The organism is Pseudomonas frederiksbergensis (assembly GCF_900105495.1).
GTDB classification, from domain to species: Bacteria; Pseudomonadota; Gammaproteobacteria; order Pseudomonadales; family Pseudomonadaceae; genus Aquipseudomonas; species Aquipseudomonas frederiksbergensis.
On the sequence record NZ_FNTF01000002.1, the window covers coordinates 1033031 to 1054097 of the forward strand.

The following is a 21067-nucleotide window of genomic DNA, read 5'->3' on the forward strand; positions in this document are numbered from 1 at the left end:
GGCTACTGGAGTTGTAGCGCGAAGCTCCCTATCGAACTCCCATGCTTGATCTTCGTCAACTGCGGCAGGCCCATCTGCGATGTTATGCTACGCGCCCATTTGCGCCGGCCCCGCTCCCATGGAGCGCCGCGTAGCTTTGCCCGATTCAAGGTGATGACATGACGACCCGCACCGAGGCCGTAAAAGCCTACCTGCTCGACCTGCAAGACCGCATTTGCGCGGCCCTCGAAGCTGAAGACGGCGGCACGCAGTTCGTCGAAGACGCCTGGACCCGGCCTGCCGGCGGTGGCGGTCGCACCCGGGTGATCGAAAACGGCGCGGTCATCGAAAAGGGCGGCGTCAACTTTTCCCACGTCTTCGGCAGCGGCCTCCCACCGTCCGCCAGCGCCCATCGACCAGAACTGGCCGGCCGTGGCTTCGAAGCCCTCGGCGTGTCTTTGGTCATTCACCCGCACAACCCGCATGTGCCGACGTCCCACGCCAACGTGCGCTTTTTCATCGCTGAAAAAGAAGGCGAAGAACCGGTGTGGTGGTTTGGCGGTGGCTTCGACCTGACCCCTTACTACGGCAATGAAGAAGACTGCGTGCATTGGCACCGCGTCGCCGAGCAGGCCTGCGCGCCGTTCGGTCCGGACGTCTACTCGCGCTACAAAGCCTGGTGCGACAGCTATTTCCACATCAAGCATCGCCACGAGCCACGCGGCATTGGTGGCCTGTTCTTTGATGACTTGAACGAGTGGGACTTCGACACCAGTTTCGCCTTCATGCGTGCCATCGGTGACGCGTTCATCGACGCTTACCTGCCGATCGTGCAGCGCCGCAAAAACGATGCGTTTACCGCCAAACAGCGTGAGTTCCAGGAATTCCGCCGTGGGCGCTACGTTGAATTCAACCTGGTCTACGATCGCGGCACGCTGTTCGGTCTGCAATCGGGCGGGCGCACCGAGTCGATCCTGATGTCCCTGCCGCCGCAAGTACGCTGGAGTTACGATTGGAAAGCCGAGCCGGGCAGCGAAGAAGCGCGGCTGACCGAGTACTTCCTGCAAGACCGCGATTGGTTGGCCAAGGCCTGAACGAGGAATCCTGATGGACCGTTACGTCGTATTCGGTAACCCGATTGGCCACAGCAAGTCGCCGCTGATCCACCGTCTGTTCGCCGAGCAGACGGGTCAAAAACTGGACTACAGCACGTTGCTGGCGCCCCTCGACGATTTTTCCACCTGCGCCCGGACGTTTTTCCTCGACGGCCGTGGGGCGAATGTGACAGTGCCATTCAAGGAAGAAGCCTATCGTCTGGCGAACAGTCTGACGGCGCGGGCGCAACGTGCCGGCGCGGTGAACACCCTGAGCAAACTGGCCGATGGCAGCCTGCTGGGTGACAACACCGATGGCGCCGGGCTGGTGCGGGACCTGACGGTCAACGCCGGTTTCAGCCTCAAGGGCAAACGCATCCTCCTGCTTGGTGCCGGTGGCGCGGTGCGCGGCGCGCTGGAGCCGCTGCTGGCCGAGCAACCCGCCTCGGTGATCATCGCCAACCGCACGGTGGAAAAAGCCGAACTGTTAGCGGAATTATTCGCGGACCTGGGGCCGGTGTCGGCCAGTGGTTTTGATTGGTTGAAGGAATCGGTGGACCTGATCATCAACGCGACGTCCGCCAGCCTGTCAGGGGATGTACCGCCGATTGCGAGCAGTTTGATCGAGCCGGGCAAAACGGTGTGCTACGACATGATGTATGGCAAGGAGCCGACCTCGTTCTGCCGTTGGGCCAGTGAACATGGCGCGGCGGTGTCGATGGATGGGTTGGGAATGCTCGCTGAACAAGCGGCAGAAGCCTTCTTCCTGTGGCGCGGTGTGCGCCCGGATACGGCGCCGGTGCTGGCCGAGTTGCGTCGGCAGTTGGCCCTTTAAAAGCATCGCGAGCAGGCTCGCTCCCACAGGGGATCACCGAAAACCTGTGGGAGCGAGCCTGCTCGCGATGGCTGCGACACCGATTTAGATCAGTCCTCAAACCGAATCGGGCAGTTCTCCGCCCCTTCCAGCTTCCTCAATTCCTCCACCACCTGCGGTCGCGCGCGCCGCAGGGTCAGGCTGCGATCCTGGCGCAATAGCCGCCGCGCTTCCTGGTGCAGCATCTCCACACCTGAATAGTCGATGAAGTTGATCTGCTGCGCTTCGATCACCACGCGCGCGCCGTGCATCCGTTGCAGGCGTACTTGCAGGTAATGGCTGGCGCCGAAAAAGATCGAGCCGCCCACCCGCAGAATGTCTTCATCCCCATCCTGCCAATGCTGCACCCGCGGTTGCGAGGTGCGTTTGAGGTAGAAGAACAGCGAAGCCAGCACCCCGGCGTAGATCGCGGTCTGCAATTCCAGCAGTAGTGTGGCGACGCAGGTCAGCGCCATGACCAGGAATTCGGCGCGGCTGACCCGCAACAACGCGCGAATGCCGCGATGATCCACTAGCCCCCAGGCGATCAACAGAATGCTGCCGGCCATGGCCGGGATCGGAATGTGCGCGATCAAATTCGCGCCGAAGATGGCGAACAGCGCCACCCACATCGCCGAAAAAACCCCGGCCAACGGCGAACAGGCGCCTGCTTCGTAGCTCAGGCCGGAGCGGGTGAAGGAACCGGCTGACAGCGATCCGGAAAAAAACGCTCCGACCATGTTCGATAAACCCTGGGCGCGGACCTCTTGGTTGGCGTCGAGCAACTGCTGGGAGCGGGCCGACAAGGATCGGGCAATCGACAGGCTGGTGACCAGCCCGAGCATGCCCACCGCCACTGCACTGGGTAGCAAACGTAGAATCAGCTCCAGATCCAGCGGCAGCGGGCTGAAAGGCGGCAGCCGCCCGACAAATGCGCTGACCAATTGCACATGGCCGAACATCGATGGCCAAAGCCAGACCAGCAATCCGCTCAGCACCAGGGTGATCAATAGCGTCGGCCAGCGCGGCAGGAGCAATTTGAGGATGACGCCGACGACGACCGTCGCCAGGCCCAGCATCAGCGACGGTTTGTCCACTTCGCCGAGGTGACTGAAGAGCGTCACCAAGCTGTTCAGCGCTGTGGCCTGGTTGGGTAACTCCAACCCCAGCAGATTCGGCAGTTGACCGATGGCAATCACCACCGCCGCGCCGAGGGTAAAACCCAGCACCACCGAGTGCGAGACGAAATTGACCAAGGCGCCGAAGCGCAGCAAACCGAGCAGCCACTGGAAAATGCCGGCGAGCAGCGTCAGCAACAGGATCAGGGTGACGTAGTCCTCTGACGCCGGAACGGCCAGCGGACTGACGCTGGCGTACAGGACGATAGAAATCGCCGCCGTAGGACCGCAGATCAAGTGCCACGAAGAACCCCAGAGACAGGCGATCAGCACCGGAATAATCGCCGCGTACAGGCCGTATTCAGGTGGGAGGCCGGCGATTAGCGCGTAGGCAATGGATTGCGGCAACGCGAGAATCGCACCGCTGAGGCCGACAATCAGGTCACGACCGACACTGGCGCGGGTTTGCCGGGGCATCCAGGTCAGGAAAGGGAAGAGTGAATGGCGGCTGGGGAAGGCCATGGGTCCTCTCGGGTGGGATTTTGCGCAAGGGTAGCAGGACTAGCCGTTGATCGTTCCCACGCTCCGCGTGGGAATGCATCCCGTGACGCTCCGCGTCACATTACCGAGCGGACGCGGAGCGTCCATTGCGGCATTCCCACGCAGAGCGTGGGAACGATCGGCGGCAGGGATTCAGAGTTTGGCTTTCACCGCCCCCAGCGCATCCTTCCCATCCACGGTCTTCACCCCATCCAGCCACTTATCCAGCACCGCCGGATTCGCCTTGATCCACGCCTTGGCTGCATCAGCATTGCTGATCTTTTTATTCACCACCTCGGCCATGATGCTGTTCTCCATTTCCTGGGTGAAACTCAGGTTGGTGAGCAGTTTGCCGACATTCGGGCAGGCCTGTGCATAACCTTTGCGGGTCAGGGTGTAAACGCTGCCGGTGTCGCCAAAGTACTTCTCGCCGCCCTTGAGGTAATGCATTTTCAGTTGCACGTTCATCGGGTGCGGGGTCCAGCCGAGGAAGGTCACGAACTTCTGTTTTTTCACCGCGCGAGACACTTCGGCCAGCATGGCCTGCTCGCTGGACTCGACCAGTTTCCACTGGCCCATGTCGAAGTCGTTCTTCTTGATGATTTCCTGCAAGGAGATGTTGGCAGGAGCGCCGGAGCCAATGCCGTAGATTTTCTTGTCGAACTTGTCGGCGTATTTGTTCAGGTCGGAAAAATTACGCACACCTGCGTCCCAGACGTAATCCGGGACCGCGAGGGTGAATTCGGTGCCGTCGAGGTTCTTCGCCAGTTGCGTGACATCGCCGGTGGCCACGAATTTGTCGTAGAAACCCTGTTGCGCCGGCATCCAGTTACCGAGAAACACGTCGACCTGGCCATCTTTCAAGCCGCCAAAGGTGATCGGCACTGCAAGCGTGTCGACCTTGGCCTTGTAACCCATGCCGTCCAGCAGAAACCCGGTGATGGCGTTGGTGGCGGCAATGTCGCTCCAGCCAGGGTCGGCCATTTTTACCGTCTCGCAACTCTGCTCGGCATACGCCGATGCACTGCCCAGAGCCAGAAGCCCGACCGTCATTGCTGTGGATAACCTACGCATGGCATTCCCCTTAACATTATTGGTTTTGGCAGGGTTGTGGATAACGTGCTTTACGCTCCAGATCGTCGAGGTCGATGTGGTTGCGCATGTACTGCTGACTGGCGTCCACCAGCGGCTGGTGATCCCAGCTCTTCAACTTGCCGATGGTTAATGCCTCGGCGACAAAACGTCGGCGCCGCTGGCTGGCGAGCACCTGTTGATGGATCGCCGGGATATCCCATTTGGCCCGGGCTTCGGCGAGAAATTCATCGAAAAGCGACTGATGTTGTGGCGATTGGCTGAGTTCTTCCAGTTCGCGCGGATCGTTGTGTACGTCGAAGAGTAGGCAAGGGTCGTCTTCGCTGTAGATGAATTTGTAGTTGCCACGGCGAATCATCATCAGCGGGCTGATGGTGCCTTCAGCCATGTACTCGCCGAAGACCTCGTCGTGACCACCCTGCCCTTGCAGGTGCGAGACCAGCGAGCGACCATCCAGCGGCAACCCAGGCTCCAGCGACCCACCGGCCAGTTCGACGAAGGTCGGCAACAGATCGGCAGTCGAGACCGCCGCGCTGACCCGGCCAGCCCCGAATTGTCCTGGCGCACTGATCAACAGCGGCACGCGGGCGGCCATTTCGAACCAGTGCATCTTGTACCAGAGCCCACGCTCGCCGAGCATGTCGCCATGGTCGCCGGAGAAGACGATGATGGTGTCCTCGATCAGGCCGGTTTCCTCGAGTGTTTGCAGGAGTTTGCCGACATTACTGTCTATATAGCTGCACGCACCGAAGTACGCACGGCGCGCATCGCGAATCTTATCCACAGGCAGCGGTTTGTCCCACAGGTCGTAAACCTTGAGTAGACGCTGGGAGTGCGGATCCAGTTCAGCCTGCGCCGGGGTTTCGGGCAACGGGATATCGGCATCGTCGTACAGGTCCCAGAAAGCCTTGGGAATGGTGTACGGGTCGTGTGGGTGAGTCATCGAAACGGTCAGGCAAAACGGCTGATCGCCATCCTCGCGGATATGATCGAACAGGTACTGTTGGGCCTTGAACACCACCTCTTCGTCGAAATCCAACTGATTGGTGCGTACGCACGGCCCGGCCTGCAACACCGATGACATATTGTGAAACCAGGTTGGACGCACGTCTGGCTCGTCCCAGTTCACAGACCAACCGTAATCGGCCGGGTAAATGTCGCTGGTCAGGCGTTCTTCATAACCATGCAACTGATCCGGTCCGCAGAAATGCATCTTGCCCGACAGCGCGGTGCGGTAGCCGAGTCGACGCAGGTAGTGGGCATAAGTCGGTACGTCGGCAGGGAAATCGGCCGCGTTGTCGTAGGCGCCGATCTTGCTCGGTAACTGACCGCTGACCAGGGTAAAACGCGACGGCGCGCACAATGGGCTGTTGCAATAAGCGGCGTCGAATACCACGCCTTCGGCGGCGAGGCGGCTGAGATTCGGCAGTTTGATGGGCGAAGGGCCGTAGAACGGCAACATTGGCGCGGCCATCTGATCGGCCATGATGAAAAGAATATTCTTGCGCTTCATGTGATCGCGGCATTCCATAGTGAATATTTATGCGAAAGTGCTGCGATCGAGCATGTAGCCCAAGCAATTTGTGGTAAAGCCCATGCACGGCAATGACTAGGATAAGCACAGCTTATGTATGACGCCCTTGGTGATTTGTCTCTGGATTTGCTTCGCGCCTTTGAAGCGGCGGCCCGTCAGCGCAGCTTCACGGCGGCCGCGGTGGAGCTCGGCACCACGCAACCGGCCATCAGCCAGCAGATCAAACGGTTGGAAGAGCAACTCGGGACGCGGCTGTTTGACCGGATCTATCGCGGCATCGAACTGACCGAGGCCGGGACCATCCTGTTTGAGCAGGTTCAGCTCGGATTGCAGAATATCGATGCAGGATTGAGCGCAATCAGCACACAGCACCAACATGAAGTGTTGCAGGTCGCCACCGATTTCGCCTTCGCCGCGTATTGGCTGATGCCGCGCCTGCACCGCTTCCATGCCGCCAATCCTCAGGTGGACGTCAGCCTGGTGACCAGCGAACGCAGCCTTAATATGCTGCGCACCGATATCGATGTGGCGGTGTTGTTTGGGGATGGCCGATTCAAGCAGGGCGAAAGCCATTGGCTGTTCAGCGAAGAAGTGTTTCCGGTGTGCAGCCCGCTGCTGTTAAAGGATCGTCCGCTGCCCTTGCCCTGCCAATCATTGCTCGAGTTCCCGCTGCTGCACCTTCGAGGCGAGAACAGCAGCAACTGGTTCGACTGGAGCGGCGTGTTTCGCGAGTTGGGGATCGCTTCGGCACCTGCGCCCGGGCAATTGCGCTTCGACAATTACACGCTACTGATCCAGGCCGCGATTGGCGGCCAAGGGGTGGCGATTGGGTGGCGGCACCTTGTGGATAACTTGCTGGCGCAAGGTTTGTTGTGCCGACCGATCGCGGAAACAGTGATCTCCAAACTCGGCTATTACGTGGTCCTGCCCCAGCGGAAACGGCGTGGTGCGCTGATTCAACAGTTCGTGGACTGGCTGATGGCCGAGCAGGCCAGTAGTGCGCAATCGCTCAATGGCTTACCGTTGCCGTCTATTGCTGTATAGCCTCGGTCGCGACAAAGGTCACGTGTTCGCCGACATGCAGGTTCAACCGCAATTCATCGGCAATCCCCACCGCCACCCGGCTCAGCCGTTCAAGCGGCTCGGCGAGGCCCGGCTCCAGGCTGCGGCTGACGTGGCTGAAATGCTCGATGGTCAGCCCTGGCACCCCGCGCGGCGCATTCACCAGCGTCCAGTGCAAGGTGCTGCTTTGCAGGGCCTCGCGGATTTCTTCGGCGGCGTGGCGTTGCAGTCGATCTTCTATCTCCGGATCGTCCAGTGCCTCGAAATCACCGACCAGAAACAGCCGGGCAATCCCTGAGGCCTGCATGCCATCGATCAGAGCGTCCACCGCGAGCACTTGCTCGACCGGGCCGGGCACAATGGATTTTTCCACGTGCTCGCTGCTCATCGGCAATCCGGGTGCATCCAGCAGGCAGATCACCGCAGAACATCCGGCGACGCTCTGCTTGACCCGCTTGGCGTCGAACAAATCACCGGTCTTGGTGCGCAATCCCGGGCGCGGCGCGAGCGCTGTCAGGTCATCAAGAATGGCGATCACTTCATGTTGGCGCCGCAGCATTTCAGCCATCAGCGCACTGCCCAGGCTACTCATGGCACCATAAAGCACTACTTTCACTACGGGGGTTTCGGCATTTTTCATGGCCGTGCTCCGCTCTTTCTATCTCTATGGCGTGTGACCTGTGGGCAACAACGCCGGTTCGACTCGGTTCAGAGGGTTTCAAATGCAGCAGATCAAGGGCTACCACGCCCATGTCTACTTCGACGCCAACACCCTTGCTCAGGCGCGAGCCTTGTGTGAGGAAGCAGCGCAATTGTTTCCAGTGAAGATGGGGCGCGTCCATGAACGCCCGGTGGGCCCGCACCCCGACTGGAGCTGCCAGTTGGCGTTCGAGCCGCAATACATCGGCGACGTGCTGCCCTGGCTTGCGCTCAACCGCAAGGGTTTGGTGGTGTTCCTGCACCCGGACACCGGCGACGATCTGCTCGACCACACTGAGCACGCGATCTGGATGGGCGCGATTCGGCCACTGGATCTGTCTATTTTTTGATCAGTTTACAACTGTTCCTCGGCTTCGCCGGGCAAATGTTCATCCAGGTGCAGCCAGGGCAGTCGGTTGTCAGTCCAGATATGCCTTTGGGCGGGTGCGTGCTCGGGATGATCGAGGGTGGCGATGGTCACGTCGATGCTGTCCGGGCTCAGGTCGGTGACCAGCGCCAGCTGCGCCCCACAGTTGCCGCAGAAATAGCGCACGCAGGTTGTTGAAGAGTCGTACTGCGCTGGCGTTCCTTTCACCCATTCAAAGGCTGACGCAGGTACGGTGATCCAAGTGGTCACGATCCCGCCGCTGACCCGCCGACAAATCGAACAATGACAATGGGCGATGTCGCGCAAAGGCCCGCTGAATTGATAGCGCAGATGTCCGCAGTGGCAGCCGCCCGTATGAACTTCGCCCATGTTTTGTCCTCCTGCCCCGTATTCAGGGACTTTGAACCCGCCCGACGACCGGTTGCACATCTGGTCAATGCTTTCATCCGCGAAAGCTGGGTGAAAGCTTCCCCGATTAGGATCGCCCCCACTACCGGCAACAGACCGGTCGGCCAATGCCAGTGTTTTATCGCTCGCACAGCCCATTTAACAACAACAATGGTGATCCTGATGTCCTCTGCTATCCGCCACTTCGCTGTCACTCCACCCATACGCCTCGTGCTTCCCGTTCTGCGCTGAGCCACCCGGTTCGCCCATTCCCTAGCCGCGCTATGCCTGGAGTATTCCCATGCTGACTTTCCTTGGCTTTGCCATGGTCATCACGTTCATGTTCCTGATCATGACCAAGCGCCTGTCCGCGCTGATCGCTCTGATCATCATCCCGATCCTGTTCGCTCTGTTCGGTGGTTTTGCGCCGAAGATCGGCCCGATGATGCTCGAAGGCATCACCAAGCTCGCACCGACCGGTGTGATGCTGATGTTTGCCATTCTGTACTTCGCCCTGATGATCGATTCCGGCCTGTTCGACCCGGCCGTGCGCAAGATCCTCAAACTGGTCAAGGGCGACCCGTTGAAAGTTTCGGTCGGCACCGCCGTACTGGCGCTCGTCGTCTCCCTCGATGGGGACGGCGCGACCACTTATATGATCTGCGTGGCCGCCATGCTGCCGCTCTACGCCCGTATCGGCATGAGCCCGCGGATCATGGCCGGCTTGATCATCCTCGCCGGTGGCGTGATGAACATGACGCCCTGGGGCGGCCCGACCGCTCGTGCGGCCAGTGCGCTGCACGTGGACCCGTCCGACATCTTCGTACCGATGATTCCGGCGATGGCTTTCGGGGTGCTGGCCATCCTCGTGATTGCCTACTTCTATGGCAAGCGTGAACGTGCGCGCCTGGGTGAGCTGCACTTGGTGGGCGAGGAAATCGATCACAGTGAAATCAGCGTTTCGCAATTCCCGGATGCCCGTCGTCCGAAGTTGATCTGGTTCAACGGCGCTCTGACCCTGGCCCTGATGTGCACCCTGGTCGCCGGTCTGTTGCCGCTGCCGGTGCTGTTCATGGTGGCGTTCAGTATCGCGATGATCGTCAACTACCCGTGCCTGCAACAGCAGAAGGACCGCGTCGCGGCCCACGCCGGTAGCGTGCTGGCGGTGGTCGGCTTGATCTTCGCGGCCGGTATCTTCACCGGTATCCTGACGGGCACCGGCATGGTCGATGCGATGTCGAAAAGCCTGTTGGCAGTCATCCCGGACTTTCTCGGCCCGTACCTGGCGGTAATCACTGCACTGGTGAGCATGCCGTTCACGTTCTTCATGTCGAATGATGCATTTTATTACGGCGTGTTACCGGTACTTGCGGAAGCCGCCAGCCATTACGGTATAACCGCGGTTGAAATGGCACGTGCCTCGATCGTCGGTCAGCCCGTCCACTTGCTGAGCCCGCTGGTACCATCGACCTACCTGTTGGTGGCCCTGGCCGGTATCGACTTCGGTGATCACCAGCGTTTCACCCTGAAGTGGGCAGTACTGGTTTGCATGTGCATACTGGTCGCCGCCTTGCTGATGGGGATTTTTCCGCTGTTCAGCACTCTATAAGCCCAAGACTCACCATGACGGGTCCAGGCTTTGTTGTTTGAAGCCTGGGCCCTTCGTGGTTTAACACTCGCACAAAGGAATACACATGGAATGGCTGACCAACCCTGAAATCTGGGTTGCCTTCTTTACCCTGACCGCCCTGGAAATCGTCCTGGGTATCGATAACATCATCATGATTTCGATCCTGGTCAGCCGCATGCCCAAGCACATGCAACAGCGCACCCGGATTTTCGGCCTGGCACTGGCCATGATCACGCGGATCCTGTTGCTGCTGTCGATCACCTGGGTCATGCGCCTTACCGCCGACTTGTTCGAAGTGTTCGGCCAGGGGATTTCCGGGCGTGACCTGATCCTGTTCTTCGGTGGCCTGTTCCTGCTGTGGAAGAGCTCGCAAGAGATGTACCACGCGCTGGAAGGTGAAGACGAAACCAATGAGGAGCCGGGCGGCAAAGGCGGCAACTTCCTCTACACCATCATTCAGATCGCAATCATCGACATCGTGTTTTCGCTGGACTCGGTCATCACCGCTGTTGGCATGGTGTCCCACGTACCGGTCATGGTCGCGGCGATCATCGTGGCCGTGCTGGTGATGATGTGGGCTTCCGGCACCATCAGTGCGTTCATCGACAAGCACCCGTCGCTGAAGATGCTGGCGCTGTCGTTCCTGTTGATTGTCGGTACTGTGCTGATTGCTGAATCCCTCGACGTTCACGTACCAAAAGGCTACGTCTACTTCGCCATGGCGTTCTCGCTGGCGGTGGAAGCGATCAACATCAAGATGCGCACCGCCATGGCGAGAAAGCGCAAACAGCAGGATCCGGTGAAGCTGCGCAAGGACATTCCGGGGCAGTAACCCGAATGCCATGTGATGACAAAGGGACCTTCGGGTCCCTTTTTCATATCTGCATCAAGCTGTTTTCATGACAGTTTTGTTTCAATCGCTTCTTTAGCTGTGCGATGCTGGCGCGCAGACCGTTAGCCAACTACAGCTTAAGTACAGAACGTAGAAGAACACGCCGCACCGTCAACTTGCCCCTTTGGGGCGCTACCACCACAGGGGGTCTATATGCTCACCCTGCTCAATTTGTTATCCGCCGTGGCCTTGTTGATTTGGGGCACGCATATCGTCCGAACCGGCATTCTGCGGGTCTACGGCTCCAACCTGCGCCATGTGATTGGGCGGAACATGTCCAAGCGCTGGCTGGCGTTCATCTCGGGGATCGTCGTGACAGCGATGGTCCAGAGCAGCAACGCCACCGCCATGCTCGTCACTTCCTTTGTCGGTCAGGGCCTGATGGCGCTGACCCCGGCCCTGGCGACCATGCTCGGGGCCGACGTCGGTACCGCGCTGATGGCGCGGGTGCTGACCCTGGACCTGTCATGGCTGTCGCCGCTGCTGATCTTTCTCGGGGTGATTTTCTTCCTGTCGCGCAAACAGACCCGGGCAGGACAGATGGGCCGGGTGAGTATCGGCCTGGGGCTGATCATCCTGGCGCTGCAGCTGATCGTCGAGGCTGCCGCGCCGATCACCCAGGCCCAAGGCGTGAAGGTGATTTTCGCTTCGCTCACCGGCGACATCTTGCTCGATGCCCTGGTCGGCGCGCTGTTTGCGATGGTTTCCTACTCCAGCCTCGCCGCCGTCCTGCTGACCGCGACCCTGGCCGGTGCTGCGGTGATCAGTCTGCCCGTGGCCATCGGTCTGGTGATCGGCGCCAACATCGGCAGCGGTATCCTTGCCTTCCTCAGCACCAGCATGCAGAACGCTGCCGGCCGCCAGGTGGCGTTGGGCAGCCTGCTCTACAAACTGATCGGCCTGTTGCTGATCATTCCGGTGCTTGAACCGTTGGTGCACTGGATCGACAGCCTGGACTTCAGCCCTCAGGAAATGGTCATTGGCTTTCACCTGCTCTACAACACCACGCGTTGCCTGATCTTGCTGCCCAGCGTCGGACCGATGGCCAAATTCTGTGCGTGGGTGCTGCCGGAGCGCCCGCAAATCAACGGTACTGCCAAACCGCGGCATCTTGATCCAACAGCGCTGGTTACGCCCAGCCTGGCACTGGCCAATGCCGCCCGGGAAACCCTGCGCATCGGCGACCTGATCGACAACATGCTCGAAGCCATGCTCGACGTGCTGCACGGCAAACAAACCGCCGTGACCCAGGAAATGCGGCGCCTGACCGATGATGTGGAATCGCTCTACGGTGCGATCAAACTGTATCTGGCGCAAATGCCCCGCGAAGACCTCAGCGAGCAGGACAGCCGGCGTTGGGCGGAAATCATCGAGCTGGCGATCAACCTTAAACTCGCCAGCGACCTCATCGAACGCATGCTGCGCAAGGTTCAGCAGCAGAAAACCTCGCAGCGTCGGTCTTTTTCCGAGGCTGGCCTGGAAGAGTTGGCGGGGCTGCACAGTCAATTGATATCCAACCTGCGCCTGGGGTTGTCGGTGTTCCTTAGTGCCGATAAGGAAAGTGCCCGCCAGTTATTGCGTGAGAAACGGCGCTTTCGCGCACAGGAACGGCGCCTGGCCCATGCTCACGTCAGCCGACTGCAACGTAAGATCATGCAGAGTATCGAGACCAGCTCGTTGCACCTTGAGTTGATTGCCGACATGAAACGTCTGAATTCGCTGTTTTGCAGCAGCGCCTATGTGGTGCTGGAAACTTCCGACACCGGAGCCCTGGCGGTCGACGATTTGGCTGACATCACACATTCACCTTGAACGTCTGGCAGAGTGGTCAGTCAGTAACATTGATTCAGCATTAAGGCCGCCATCGCGAGCAGGCTCGCTCCCGCAGGTGATCTGAGTCGGACACACTTTCCGATTTCACCGGAGATCCTCTGTGGGAGCGAGCCTGCTCGCGATGGCGGCCTGGCTGACGACACGGATCTCCGATGGGTTGCCTGGAAGCTTGTTATGCGTTGTCTGTTGTTCGCTTGTCTGTTGCTTGGCTCATTCCCTTCATTTGCCCTGGATCGCTTTCAGGTCGAGGGCTACACGCTGCCCAACGGCCTGCAGTTGCTGCTCAAGCCCGGTACCGAGCGCGGGCATGTGGCGATTCGTCTGGTGGTCGGCGTCGGCATCGATGATTTCAGCTGCGCCGAAAAGGCGCTGCCGCACCTGCTTGAGCACTTGCTGTTCAGCGGCATCGACGCCACCGGCGAAGGCGGGCTGGAAGAGCGCATGCAGGCCCTGGGTGGCGAGTGGAACGCTTACACCAGCAATGCCGATACGACGTTCGTCATCGAAGCCCCGGCGAAAAACCAGCGCAAGGTCCTCGACCTGCTGCTGGCGCTGCTGACCCAGACCCGAATCGACGACAACGCCATCAACGCCGCCAAACAAGTGGTCGAGCGTGAAGACGGCGGCCATTACACGCACCTGCAACGCTGGCTGGATCGCCAGGATCTTGGCCACACGGCGAGTAATCAGCTGGCGGTGGAACTGGGCCTCAAATGCCCCGAGCGGCCTGAGGTCGATCACCTGAGCCGCGATCAGCTGGAAAAGGTGCGCGAGGCCTGGTACGCGCCCAACAACATGACCCTGATCGTCGTCGGCGACCTTGAGCGGTTGCTGCCGGCCTATCTGGAGCGGTCTTATGGCGCGCTTGAAGCGGTCGATCCGACTGATCACCTGCCCCTGCCGGCGATCCAGGCCAGTGCTGCCCATGAACGCACCCTGAGTCGCGGTCTGGTTGGCGGCAGTGCCAAGTTGCATTGGCTGGTGCCAGAACCGGTGCTGGAAGATCAGCACGACCAAACCTTCGACTTGCTCAAGGATTATCTGGACTGGGCGCTCTACCGCCAGTTGCGCCTGGCCCATGGCCTGTCCTACGGGCCTTCGGCCGAGCGCGAGGTGTTTGGCGGTGTGGGCTTCATGAGCCTGAACGCGGACCTTGAGCGCGACGACGTGCTCCAAGCCAAACGGGTTCTGGATGAACTGAAGGCCGGGTTGCTCAGGGACGGTCTGAATGCCGACACTTTCAACCGCATCAAGCAGGCCGCCATCGCCCGCCAGGCCTGGGCCGTGCAAGGCAACAGCGCGCTGGCCGATTATTACTGGAGTGCCCTTGGGGACTATGAGAATGGCCGCTTCGCCAACCCGGCCAAGGAACTCCAAGGGGTGACGCTGGAAGAAGCAAACAAGGCCATGCGTGAATTGCTGATGCAGCCGGGCTACCTGCGCATCGAACAGCCGTTGATCAGTGATGATCAGTTTGTGTGGATGATTGCCGGGGTGCTCGGTTTGCTTGTACTCAGTCTGTTGGCTTGGCGCGTCCATCGCCGAAAGTGAGTATTCCCTGTGGCGAGGGAGCTTGCTCCCGCTCGGCTGCGCAGCAGTCGTAAATCGGCATCCTAGACCGGCCTGAAAATACGCGTCGATTAGTTTTGGGGGCGCTTCGCACCCCAGCGGGAGCAAGCTCCCTCGCCACAATGCTGTATGGGGCAATCGGACGTAGCCCCTCGCCACGCCGCCCTCTCGGCGGTTACCCTGTCGAGGATTTTTCCCACGACTATTGTGAACCGCCGAATGCCTAATCTGACCCTATACGTCCAGCGCATCCTGGAGCTGATGAAGCGCTACCCGGGGGCCATTGCGCTCGGTGGGTTCATTTCAGGGGTCGGCAGCTTCATGCTGGTGGATCGCCAACAGGGGCTGGCGACCTGGATCACCACCATCATGCTGGTCAGCTGGGTCTGGCTGATGCTGGAAAACAGCCTCACCAAGCTGTTCGCCAGGGTCTTCAAGCGCGAAATACCCCAGCCATTGCTGCGTTATGCAACGCAGATGATCCATCAGGAAAGCCTGTTCTTCGTCCTGCCGTTCTTTTTGATCACCACCACCTGGAACAGCGGCCAGTTGTTCTTCACTGGATTACTGAGCATGGCGGCGCTGATTTCGATCATCGACCCGCTCTACTACAAATGGCTGGCACCGCGCCGCTGGGCGTTCCTGGCGCTGCACACCCTGACCCTGTTCGCGGCCCTGCTGACCGCCCTGCCCGTCATTTTGCACCTCACCACCGCCCAGAGCTTCAAGCTGGCGCTGGGCATTGCCATGTTGTTGTCGTTCCCGAGCCTGGCCTCGATCTTCCCGATTCGCACGGTGCGCAATGCGTTGGCGATTCTCAGCATCACCGTCGGCATCGGCGCCGCCGGTTGGGTGCTGCGCTCCTGGGTTCCGCCGGCGACCCTGTGGATGACCGATGTGGCGATCAGCACCCAAATGCAGGACCGCACCCCCGGCAAGAGCCTGGAAGAAGTCAGCGCCGAGCAGATTCGCGGGGGTGGGCTGTACGCGTACACCGCGATCAACGCCCCGCGAGGTCTGGCCGAACGGATTTATCACGTCTGGATGTTCAACGGTAAAGAAGTCGACCGTATCCCTCTGGATATCAATGGAGGGCGCAAGGAAGGCTATCGCGCCTGGACCCACAAGCAGAACTTCCCCGGCAACCCCGCAGGCAAATGGCAGGTCCGGGTGCTGACCGAGGACGGTCAGTTGATTGGCGTGCTGCGCTTCAAGGTCAAGGACAGCACACCCATCAAAGAAAAGTAACGCGGTTCGTGCTATTAGTCAGATCTGCGTAATAGCCGAACAAGCACGGAGCTTATGACTAGCAGCACATTGCCCGGCAGTGCCCGACTGGACACCTCGCAAAGCCCTGCCCTGTTGCGGGTCACGGGTGACTGGACGCTCGCCCATTACACCGATCTCAGCCGCCTGAGCGAAAAGCTCCGCGGCCAATACGACAACAACACCCACATCGACCTCAACGGCCTCGGCGCGCTCGACACCGCTGGCGCATCGCTGCTGGTGGAGTTGCTGGGTTCCGAGCGTTTGGGTCGATCCGCCGAGCATCCCGATTGCACACTGTCCTCGGCCGACCGCGCGTTGTTGCAGACCGTCTATTGCTCGCTGACCGACTTCTGCGTGCCGATCAAGGAACCGGAAATCAACGTCGGCATTCAACTGCTGACCCGCATCGGCCGTGCGGTCGACGCGGTCTGGCAGGACACCCTGCAACTGCTGGGTTTCGTCGGCCTGATTCTGGAAACCATCGCTCGCGGCCTGTTTCGCCCCAAACGCTGGCGCGTTACGCCGATGGTCGCGCACATCGAACAGACCGGCCTCGACGCCGCCCCCATCGTCGCCCTGCTGACCTTTCTGGTGGGCGCCGTGGTGGCGTTTCTCGGGGCGACGGTGCTGGCGAGTTTCGGCGCGAGTATTTTCACCGTGGACCTGGTGGCGTTCTCCTTCCTGCGCGAATTCGGGGTGTTGCTGACCGCGATCCTGATGGCCGGCCGCACTGCCAGTGCCTTCACCGCGCAGATCGGTTCGATGAAAGCCAACGAAGAAATCGACGCTATCCGCACCCTGGGCCTCGACCCGATGGAGCTGCTGGTGGTGCCGCGCGTGTTGGCCCTGCTGGTCGCGCTGCCGATGCTGACCTTTCTGGCGATGCTGTCGGGGATCATCGGCGGCGGCGTAGTCTGCGCGCTGTCGCTGGATATCTCACCGGCGATGTTCCTGTCATTGCTGCAAACCGACATCGGTGTTCAGCACTTTCTGGTGGGGATGGTCAAAGCGCCGATCTTCGCGTTTCTGATCGCCGCCATCGGCTGTCTTGAAGGCTTCAAGGTCAGCGGTAGTGCCGAGTCCGTCGGCGCGCACACCACGTCGAGCGTGGTCCAGTCCATTTTCGTGGTGATCGTGCTCGACGCCGTGGCTGCGCTGTTTTTCATGGAGATGGGCTGGTGAGTCGTCTAACCCGAGCGCCCTCCGAGGCGGTGATCGAAGTCCGTGGTCTGTGTAATCGCTTCGGCCGTCAGAGCGTGCACGAGAACCTCGATCTGGATTTGCACAAGGGCGAAATCCTGGCGGTGGTCGGCGGGTCCGGCAGCGGCAAGTCAGTGCTGTTGCGCAGCATCGTCGGCTTGCGCCAGCCCAGCGAAGGGATGGTGAAGGTCTTCGGCAAAAACCTGCCGACGCTGCCTGAACACGAACGCTCGATGGTCGAACGACGCTTTGGCGTGCTGTTCCAGAAAGGCGCCCTGTTCTCTTCGCTGACCGTGACCGAGAACGTCGCCCTGCCCCTGATCGAGCACGCCGGTTTGAGCCGAGAGGACGCCGAGCACCTGGCGGCAGTGAAAATGGCCTTGGCCGGGCTGCCGCTGTCGGCGGCCGACAAGTACCCCGCTTCGCTGTCCGGCGGCATGATCAAGCGTGCGGCACTGGCCCGCGCGCTGGCGCTGGACCCGGACATCCTGTTTCTCGACGAACCCACCGCCGGCCTCGATCCGATTGGCGCGGCTGCGTTCGATCAATTGATCCTGACCCTGCGCGATGCGTTGGGCCTGAGTGTGTTTCTGGTGACCCACGACCTCGACACGCTCTACACCATCACCGACCGCGTGGCGGTGCTGGCGCAGAAGAAAGTGCTGGTGGCGGACGCCATCGACAAGGTCTCGGAAACCGACGATCCGTGGATTCACGAATACTTCCATGGCCCTCGCGGCCGCGCGGCACTGACTGCCGCTCAACAGCTCAAGGAGGTCTGACATGGAAACCCGAGCTCATCATGTATTGATTGGCCTGTTCACCGTAATTGTGGTGGCGGGCGCCCTGCTCTTCGGCTTGTGGCTGGCCAAGTCCAGCGTCGACACCGAATTCAAGGATTACGAAGTCGTCTTCAACGAGGCCGTCAGCGGCCTGTCCAAGGGCAGCGCCGTGCAGTACAGCGGTATCAAGGTCGGTGACGTGGTGACCTTGCGTCTGGACCCGAAAGACCCGCGCCGGGTGCTGGCGCGGATCCGCCTGGGCGGTGACACACCGATCAAGGAAGACACCCAGGCCATATTGGCGCTGACCGGGATCACCGGCACTTCGATAATCCAGCTCAGCGGTGGTACGCCGCAAAGTCCGACACTCAAGGGCAAGGACGGTAACTTGCCGACGATCATTGCATCGCCCTCGCCCATCGCCCGTTTGCTCAATGACAGCGGCGACCTTGTGGCTGGCGTGAATATGCTGCTGCACAACGCCAATCAGGTGTTTTCTTCGCAGAACGTCGAGCGCATTAGCAAGACCCTTGAGCATCTGGATCAAACCACCGGCACCATCGCCGACCAGCGCGGCGATATTCGCCAGGCGATGCAGCAACTGGCCTCGGTCGGCAAGCAGGCCGGCGCCATGCTGGAGCAGACGTCGGCGCTGATGCGCAACGCCAATGGCATGCTCAACGATCAAGGCAAGCAGATGTTCGGCAGTGCCGAGCAGGCAATGAAGTCGCTGGAACAGAGCAGCGCGACCATCAACACATTGCTCACGACCAATCAGGACTCGATCAACAGCGGCATGCAAGGCCTCAATGGCCTGGCCCCGGCGGTGCGTGAACTGCGCGACACCCTGACGTCGTTGCGGGCTATTTCCCAGCGTCTGGAAGCCAACCCCGCCGGTTATTTGCTGGGCAATGACAAGGACAAGGAGTTCACGCCATGAAACTGCTTCACCTCACCCTCCTCGCCAGCTTCATGGTGCTCAGCGCCTGCTCGATCCTGCCCAAGTCCGAGCCGTCCGATGTCTATCGGTTGCCTTCGGCCCAGGGCAGCGCATCGGCCAGTCACGGGACGCCGCAGCGCTGGTCATTGCGCCTGTCCAAGCCGCAGACCAGCGAAGCCTTGAACAGCTCGAGGATCGCCGTGATCCCTCAAGGTGACCTGATCAGCAGCTACAAGGCCTCACGCTGGAGCGACCCGGCACCGGTGTTACTGCGCAATCGTCTGTTGGATGGTTTCCAGCGTGATGGTCGGGTGACATTGCTGAGCACCGATGACAGCAATTTCCAGGCGGATCTTGAACTGGGCGGTAGCCTGCAGGCATTTCAGACTGAATACCAAGGAACGCATGCGAATGTCGTCGTGCGACTGGATGCGTTGCTGGTGCGCGGTTATGACCAGCGAATCCTCGCCAGCCGACGCTTCGAAGTGCGCCAGCCGTTGAGCGATGCTCAGGTACCGGCGGTGGTGGCCGGGTTTGGCCAGGCCAGTGACCAGTTGACGGCGCAGGTGGTGAGCTGGGCGGTGGAGCAAGGACAGAAAGTTGCGCCGCCCGCCAGAAACGCCGCGAATCCCTTGTAGCAGCTGGCGCAGCCTGCGTTCGGCTGCGAAGCAGTCGTCAATCCGTTATCCCGCATCTATCAGGTGGATCGCGGTGTCTGGTTTTGCGACTGCTTCGCAACCGAACGCAGGCTGTGCCAGCTGCTACAGGTTTTGTGGTTAGCCGAAGAACCAGTAGCAGACGCCGATCGCGCCGAGAACGCCGGCAAGCTCCGCCAGCAATGCGCACCCCACCGCATGCCGCGCCCGCTGGATCCCCACCGCGCCGAAGTACACCGCCAATACATAGAACGTCGTTTCAGTACTGCCCTGAATCGTCGCCGCCACCAGCGCCGGGAAGCTGTCCACGCCAGAGGTTTTCATGGTTTCGATCAGCATCGCCCGGGCGGCACTGCCGGAAAATGGCTTGACCATGGCGGTCGGCAGCGCATCGACGAAGCGCGTGTCCCAACCGGCCCATTCCACCAGGTGCCGAATCCCGTCCAGGCCAAAGTCCAGCGCTCCGGATGCCCGCAGCACGCCGACGGCGCACAGCATCGCCACCAGATACGGCAGCAGGTTCTTGGCCACGTCGAAGCCTTCTTTGGCGCCTTCGACGAACGCTTCGTAGACCTTCACTTTGCGTAGCGCGCCGATCACCAGAAACACCATGATCAGCCCGAACAACGTCACGTTGCCGAGGATCGATGACAGGCCGGCCAGAGCGGTCGCTGACAGCGTCGCCAGCAGCGCCATGAACGCACCGAGGGCCAAGGCGCCGGGAATCAGGTAGGCGAGCACCACCGGGTCCCACAGGCGCAGGCGCTGCATGAACGCCACCGACAGCAGGCCGACCAATGTCGAGCAACTGGTGGCGAGCAGGATTGGCAGGAACACCAGGGTCGGATCGGGCGCACCTTGCTGGGCGCGGTACATGAAGATCGTCACCGGCAGCAGGGTCAGGGAGGAGGCGTTGAGCACCAGGAACAGAATCTGCGCGTTGCTGGCGATGGTGTCGCTGGGGTTGAGCTCTTGCAGCGCCTTCATGGCTTTGAGGCCGATTGGCGTGGCGGCATTGTCCAGGCCCAGGCCGTTGGCGGCGAAGTTCAGCGTGATCAGGCCGATGGCCGGGTGCCCGGCCGGCACTCCCGGCATCAGCCGCAGGAACAACGGGCCCAACGCTTTGGCCAGCCACTCGACGATCCCGGCCTTCTCGGCAATCCGCAGAAAGCCCAGCCAGAGCGTCAGGGTGCCGAACAACAGGACCATGACTTCGACCGACAACTTGGCCATGGCAAAAATGCTTTCCACCATCGCCGCGAAGATCCCGGCGTTACCGCCGATCAGCCATTGCGCCAGCGCCGAAACGGCAGCCACGATGAAGAAGCTTAGCCACAGGCCATTGAGCATCAGTTAAATCCCCCGAAGAATGCGGCGAATGATAGCGGGGTAGCCAGAAACGACAAACCCCGGATTTCTCCGGGGTTTGTTTTGGCTCTTGTGGGAGCGACTGTGGCGAGGGGGCTTGCCCCCGTTGGGTCGCGCAGCGGACCCGGATTTGCGAGCGCTGCGGACTCGAACGGGGGCAAGCCCCCTCGCCACACAAGCCT

19 protein-coding genes are annotated in these 21067 nt (G+C 60.6%); 13 read left to right on the forward strand and 6 right to left on the reverse strand.

All coding sequences use genetic code 11. The features are described 5' to 3' along the window. Positions 1-158: 158 nt before the first annotated feature. A complete protein-coding gene (hemF, locus tag BLW70_RS05375; protein ID WP_008155665.1) occupies positions 159-1073 on the forward strand; it encodes an oxygen-dependent coproporphyrinogen oxidase in 915 nt (304 codons plus the stop codon). 13 nt (positions 1074-1086) lie between these two features. Beyond that, the gene (aroE, locus tag BLW70_RS05380) at positions 1087-1908 is read left to right on the forward strand and encodes a shikimate dehydrogenase (protein WP_074872246.1); all 822 of its coding nucleotides are present in this window, start codon (positions 1087-1089) and stop codon (positions 1906-1908) included. Positions 1909-1997: 89 nt separating this feature from the next. Here aroE and BLW70_RS05385 read toward each other — a convergent pair whose 3' ends face one another. The 3 genes from BLW70_RS05385 to betC form a co-directional block, all read right to left on the reverse strand. After that, on the reverse strand, positions 1998-3566 hold the full coding sequence (locus BLW70_RS05385) for a SulP family inorganic anion transporter (protein ID WP_074872247.1): 1569 nt from the start codon (positions 3564-3566) through the stop codon (positions 1998-2000). A 171-nt stretch (positions 3567-3737) separates the two neighbouring features. Further along, positions 3738-4658: a choline ABC transporter substrate-binding protein gene (choX, locus tag BLW70_RS05390; protein ID WP_074872249.1), complete on the reverse strand. Its 921-nt coding sequence runs from the start codon at positions 4656-4658 to the stop codon at positions 3738-3740. A 16-nt stretch (positions 4659-4674) separates the two neighbouring features. Next, positions 4675-6189 (reverse strand): choline-sulfatase, encoded by a 1515-nt coding sequence (gene betC / locus BLW70_RS05395; RefSeq protein ID WP_074872250.1) that lies wholly within the window; start codon positions 6187-6189, stop codon positions 4675-4677. A 114-nt stretch (positions 6190-6303) separates the two neighbouring features. Between betC and BLW70_RS05400 the strand changes: the two genes are divergently transcribed. Beyond that, on the forward strand, positions 6304-7254 hold the full coding sequence (locus tag BLW70_RS05400; RefSeq protein WP_074872252.1) for a choline sulfate utilization transcriptional regulator: 951 nt from the start codon (positions 6304-6306) through the stop codon (positions 7252-7254). On the opposite strand, the gene BLW70_RS05405 is transcribed toward BLW70_RS05400, so the two are convergent. Beyond that, positions 7241-7912, reverse strand: coding sequence for an NAD(P)-dependent oxidoreductase (locus tag BLW70_RS05405; protein ID WP_074872254.1), 672 nt, complete (start codon positions 7910-7912; stop codon positions 7241-7243). The genes BLW70_RS05400 and BLW70_RS05405 overlap by 14 nt on opposite strands. Before the next feature lie 82 nt (positions 7913-7994). Here BLW70_RS05405 and BLW70_RS05410 point away from each other — a divergent pair, with 82 nt between their 5' ends. Further along, a complete protein-coding gene (locus BLW70_RS05410) occupies positions 7995-8321 on the forward strand; it encodes a DOPA 4,5-dioxygenase family protein (protein ID WP_074872256.1) in 327 nt (108 codons plus the stop codon). Between the two features lie 5 nt (positions 8322-8326). Here the strand turns inward: BLW70_RS05410 and BLW70_RS05415 are convergent, their stop codons facing one another. Next, positions 8327-8728: a GFA family protein gene (locus BLW70_RS05415; protein ID WP_074872258.1), complete on the reverse strand. Its 402-nt coding sequence runs from the start codon at positions 8726-8728 to the stop codon at positions 8327-8329. 319 nt (positions 8729-9047) lie between these two features. Between BLW70_RS05415 and BLW70_RS05420 the strand changes: the two genes are divergently transcribed. From BLW70_RS05420 to BLW70_RS05460, 9 genes are all read left to right on the forward strand, one after another. Beyond that, positions 9048-10355 carry a CitMHS family transporter gene (locus BLW70_RS05420; protein ID WP_074872260.1) on the forward strand — a complete coding sequence of 436 codons (1308 nt, stop codon included), beginning with the start codon at positions 9048-9050 and terminating at the stop codon, positions 10353-10355. An 85-nt stretch (positions 10356-10440) separates the two neighbouring features. Continuing rightward, positions 10441-11208: a TerC family protein gene (locus BLW70_RS05425; protein WP_074872261.1), complete on the forward strand. Its 768-nt coding sequence runs from the start codon at positions 10441-10443 to the stop codon at positions 11206-11208. Between the two features lie 213 nt (positions 11209-11421). Continuing rightward, positions 11422-13080, forward strand: a complete 1659-nt coding sequence (locus BLW70_RS05430) for a Na/Pi cotransporter family protein (protein ID WP_074872263.1) — start codon at positions 11422-11424, stop codon at positions 13078-13080. 195 nt (positions 13081-13275) lie between these two features. After that, the gene (locus BLW70_RS05435; protein ID WP_074872265.1) at positions 13276-14652 is read left to right on the forward strand and encodes a M16 family metallopeptidase; all 1377 of its coding nucleotides are present in this window, start codon (positions 13276-13278) and stop codon (positions 14650-14652) included. A gap of 237 nt (positions 14653-14889) precedes the next feature. Next, on the forward strand, positions 14890-15918 hold the full coding sequence (locus tag BLW70_RS05440; RefSeq protein WP_074872266.1) for a DUF5924 family protein: 1029 nt from the start codon (positions 14890-14892) through the stop codon (positions 15916-15918). Between the two features lie 54 nt (positions 15919-15972). Then, on the forward strand, positions 15973-17121 hold the full coding sequence (locus BLW70_RS05445) for an ABC transporter permease (protein ID WP_074872268.1): 1149 nt from the start codon (positions 15973-15975) through the stop codon (positions 17119-17121). Beyond that, on the forward strand, positions 17118-17921 hold the full coding sequence (locus BLW70_RS05450; protein WP_074872269.1) for an ABC transporter ATP-binding protein: 804 nt from the start codon (positions 17118-17120) through the stop codon (positions 17919-17921). The genes BLW70_RS05445 and BLW70_RS05450 overlap by 4 nt, the downstream gene beginning before the upstream one ends. 1 nt (position 17922) lies before the next feature. After that, entirely contained in the window at positions 17923-18861 is a 939-nt protein-coding gene (locus BLW70_RS05455; protein ID WP_074872271.1) for an MlaD family protein, read from the forward strand. Next, positions 18858-19499: an ABC-type transport auxiliary lipoprotein family protein gene (locus BLW70_RS05460; RefSeq protein WP_074872273.1), complete on the forward strand. Its 642-nt coding sequence runs from the start codon at positions 18858-18860 to the stop codon at positions 19497-19499. Before BLW70_RS05455 ends, BLW70_RS05460 begins: the two co-directional genes overlap by 4 nt. Positions 19500-19637: 138 nt before the next feature. On the opposite strand, the gene BLW70_RS05465 is transcribed toward BLW70_RS05460, so the two are convergent. Then, positions 19638-20867, reverse strand: a complete 1230-nt coding sequence (locus BLW70_RS05465; protein WP_074872274.1) for a nucleoside recognition domain-containing protein — start codon at positions 20865-20867, stop codon at positions 19638-19640. Positions 20868-21067 lie beyond the last annotated feature (200 nt).

Bases quoted from the DNA above. Each gene is read 5' to 3' on its own strand.
- choX (WP_074872249.1), bottom strand. From the start codon at position 4,658: ATGCGTAGGTTATCCACAGCAATGACGGTCGGGCTTCTGGCTCTGGGC.
- aroE (WP_074872246.1), top strand. From the start codon at position 1,087: ATGGACCGTTACGTCGTATTCGGTAACCCGATTGGCCACAGCAAGTCG.
- BLW70_RS05455 (WP_074872271.1), top strand. From the start codon at position 17,923: ATGGAAACCCGAGCTCATCATGTATTGATTGGCCTGTTCACCGTAATT.
- BLW70_RS05385 (WP_074872247.1), bottom strand. From the start codon at position 3,566: ATGGCCTTCCCCAGCCGCCATTCACTCTTCCCTTTCCTGACCTGGATG.
- betC (WP_074872250.1), bottom strand. From the start codon at position 6,189: ATGAAGCGCAAGAATATTCTTTTCATCATGGCCGATCAGATGGCCGCG.
- BLW70_RS05430 (WP_074872263.1), top strand. From the start codon at position 11,422: ATGCTCACCCTGCTCAATTTGTTATCCGCCGTGGCCTTGTTGATTTGG.
- BLW70_RS05410 (WP_074872256.1), top strand. From the start codon at position 7,995: ATGCAGCAGATCAAGGGCTACCACGCCCATGTCTACTTCGACGCCAAC.
- hemF (WP_008155665.1), top strand. From the start codon at position 159: ATGACGACCCGCACCGAGGCCGTAAAAGCCTACCTGCTCGACCTGCAA.
- BLW70_RS05445 (WP_074872268.1), top strand. From the start codon at position 15,973: ATGACTAGCAGCACATTGCCCGGCAGTGCCCGACTGGACACCTCGCAA.
- BLW70_RS05460 (WP_074872273.1), top strand. From the start codon at position 18,858: ATGAAACTGCTTCACCTCACCCTCCTCGCCAGCTTCATGGTGCTCAGC.
- BLW70_RS05440 (WP_074872266.1), top strand. From the start codon at position 14,890: ATGCCTAATCTGACCCTATACGTCCAGCGCATCCTGGAGCTGATGAAG.
- BLW70_RS05465 (WP_074872274.1), bottom strand. From the start codon at position 20,867: ATGCTCAATGGCCTGTGGCTAAGCTTCTTCATCGTGGCTGCCGTTTCG.
- BLW70_RS05400 (WP_074872252.1), top strand. From the start codon at position 6,304: ATGTATGACGCCCTTGGTGATTTGTCTCTGGATTTGCTTCGCGCCTTT.
- BLW70_RS05420 (WP_074872260.1), top strand. From the start codon at position 9,048: ATGCTGACTTTCCTTGGCTTTGCCATGGTCATCACGTTCATGTTCCTG.
- BLW70_RS05435 (WP_074872265.1), top strand. From the start codon at position 13,276: ATGCGTTGTCTGTTGTTCGCTTGTCTGTTGCTTGGCTCATTCCCTTCA.
- BLW70_RS05405 (WP_074872254.1), bottom strand. From the start codon at position 7,912: ATGAAAAATGCCGAAACCCCCGTAGTGAAAGTAGTGCTTTATGGTGCC.
- BLW70_RS05425 (WP_074872261.1), top strand. From the start codon at position 10,441: ATGGAATGGCTGACCAACCCTGAAATCTGGGTTGCCTTCTTTACCCTG.
- BLW70_RS05415 (WP_074872258.1), bottom strand. From the start codon at position 8,728: ATGGGCGAAGTTCATACGGGCGGCTGCCACTGCGGACATCTGCGCTAT.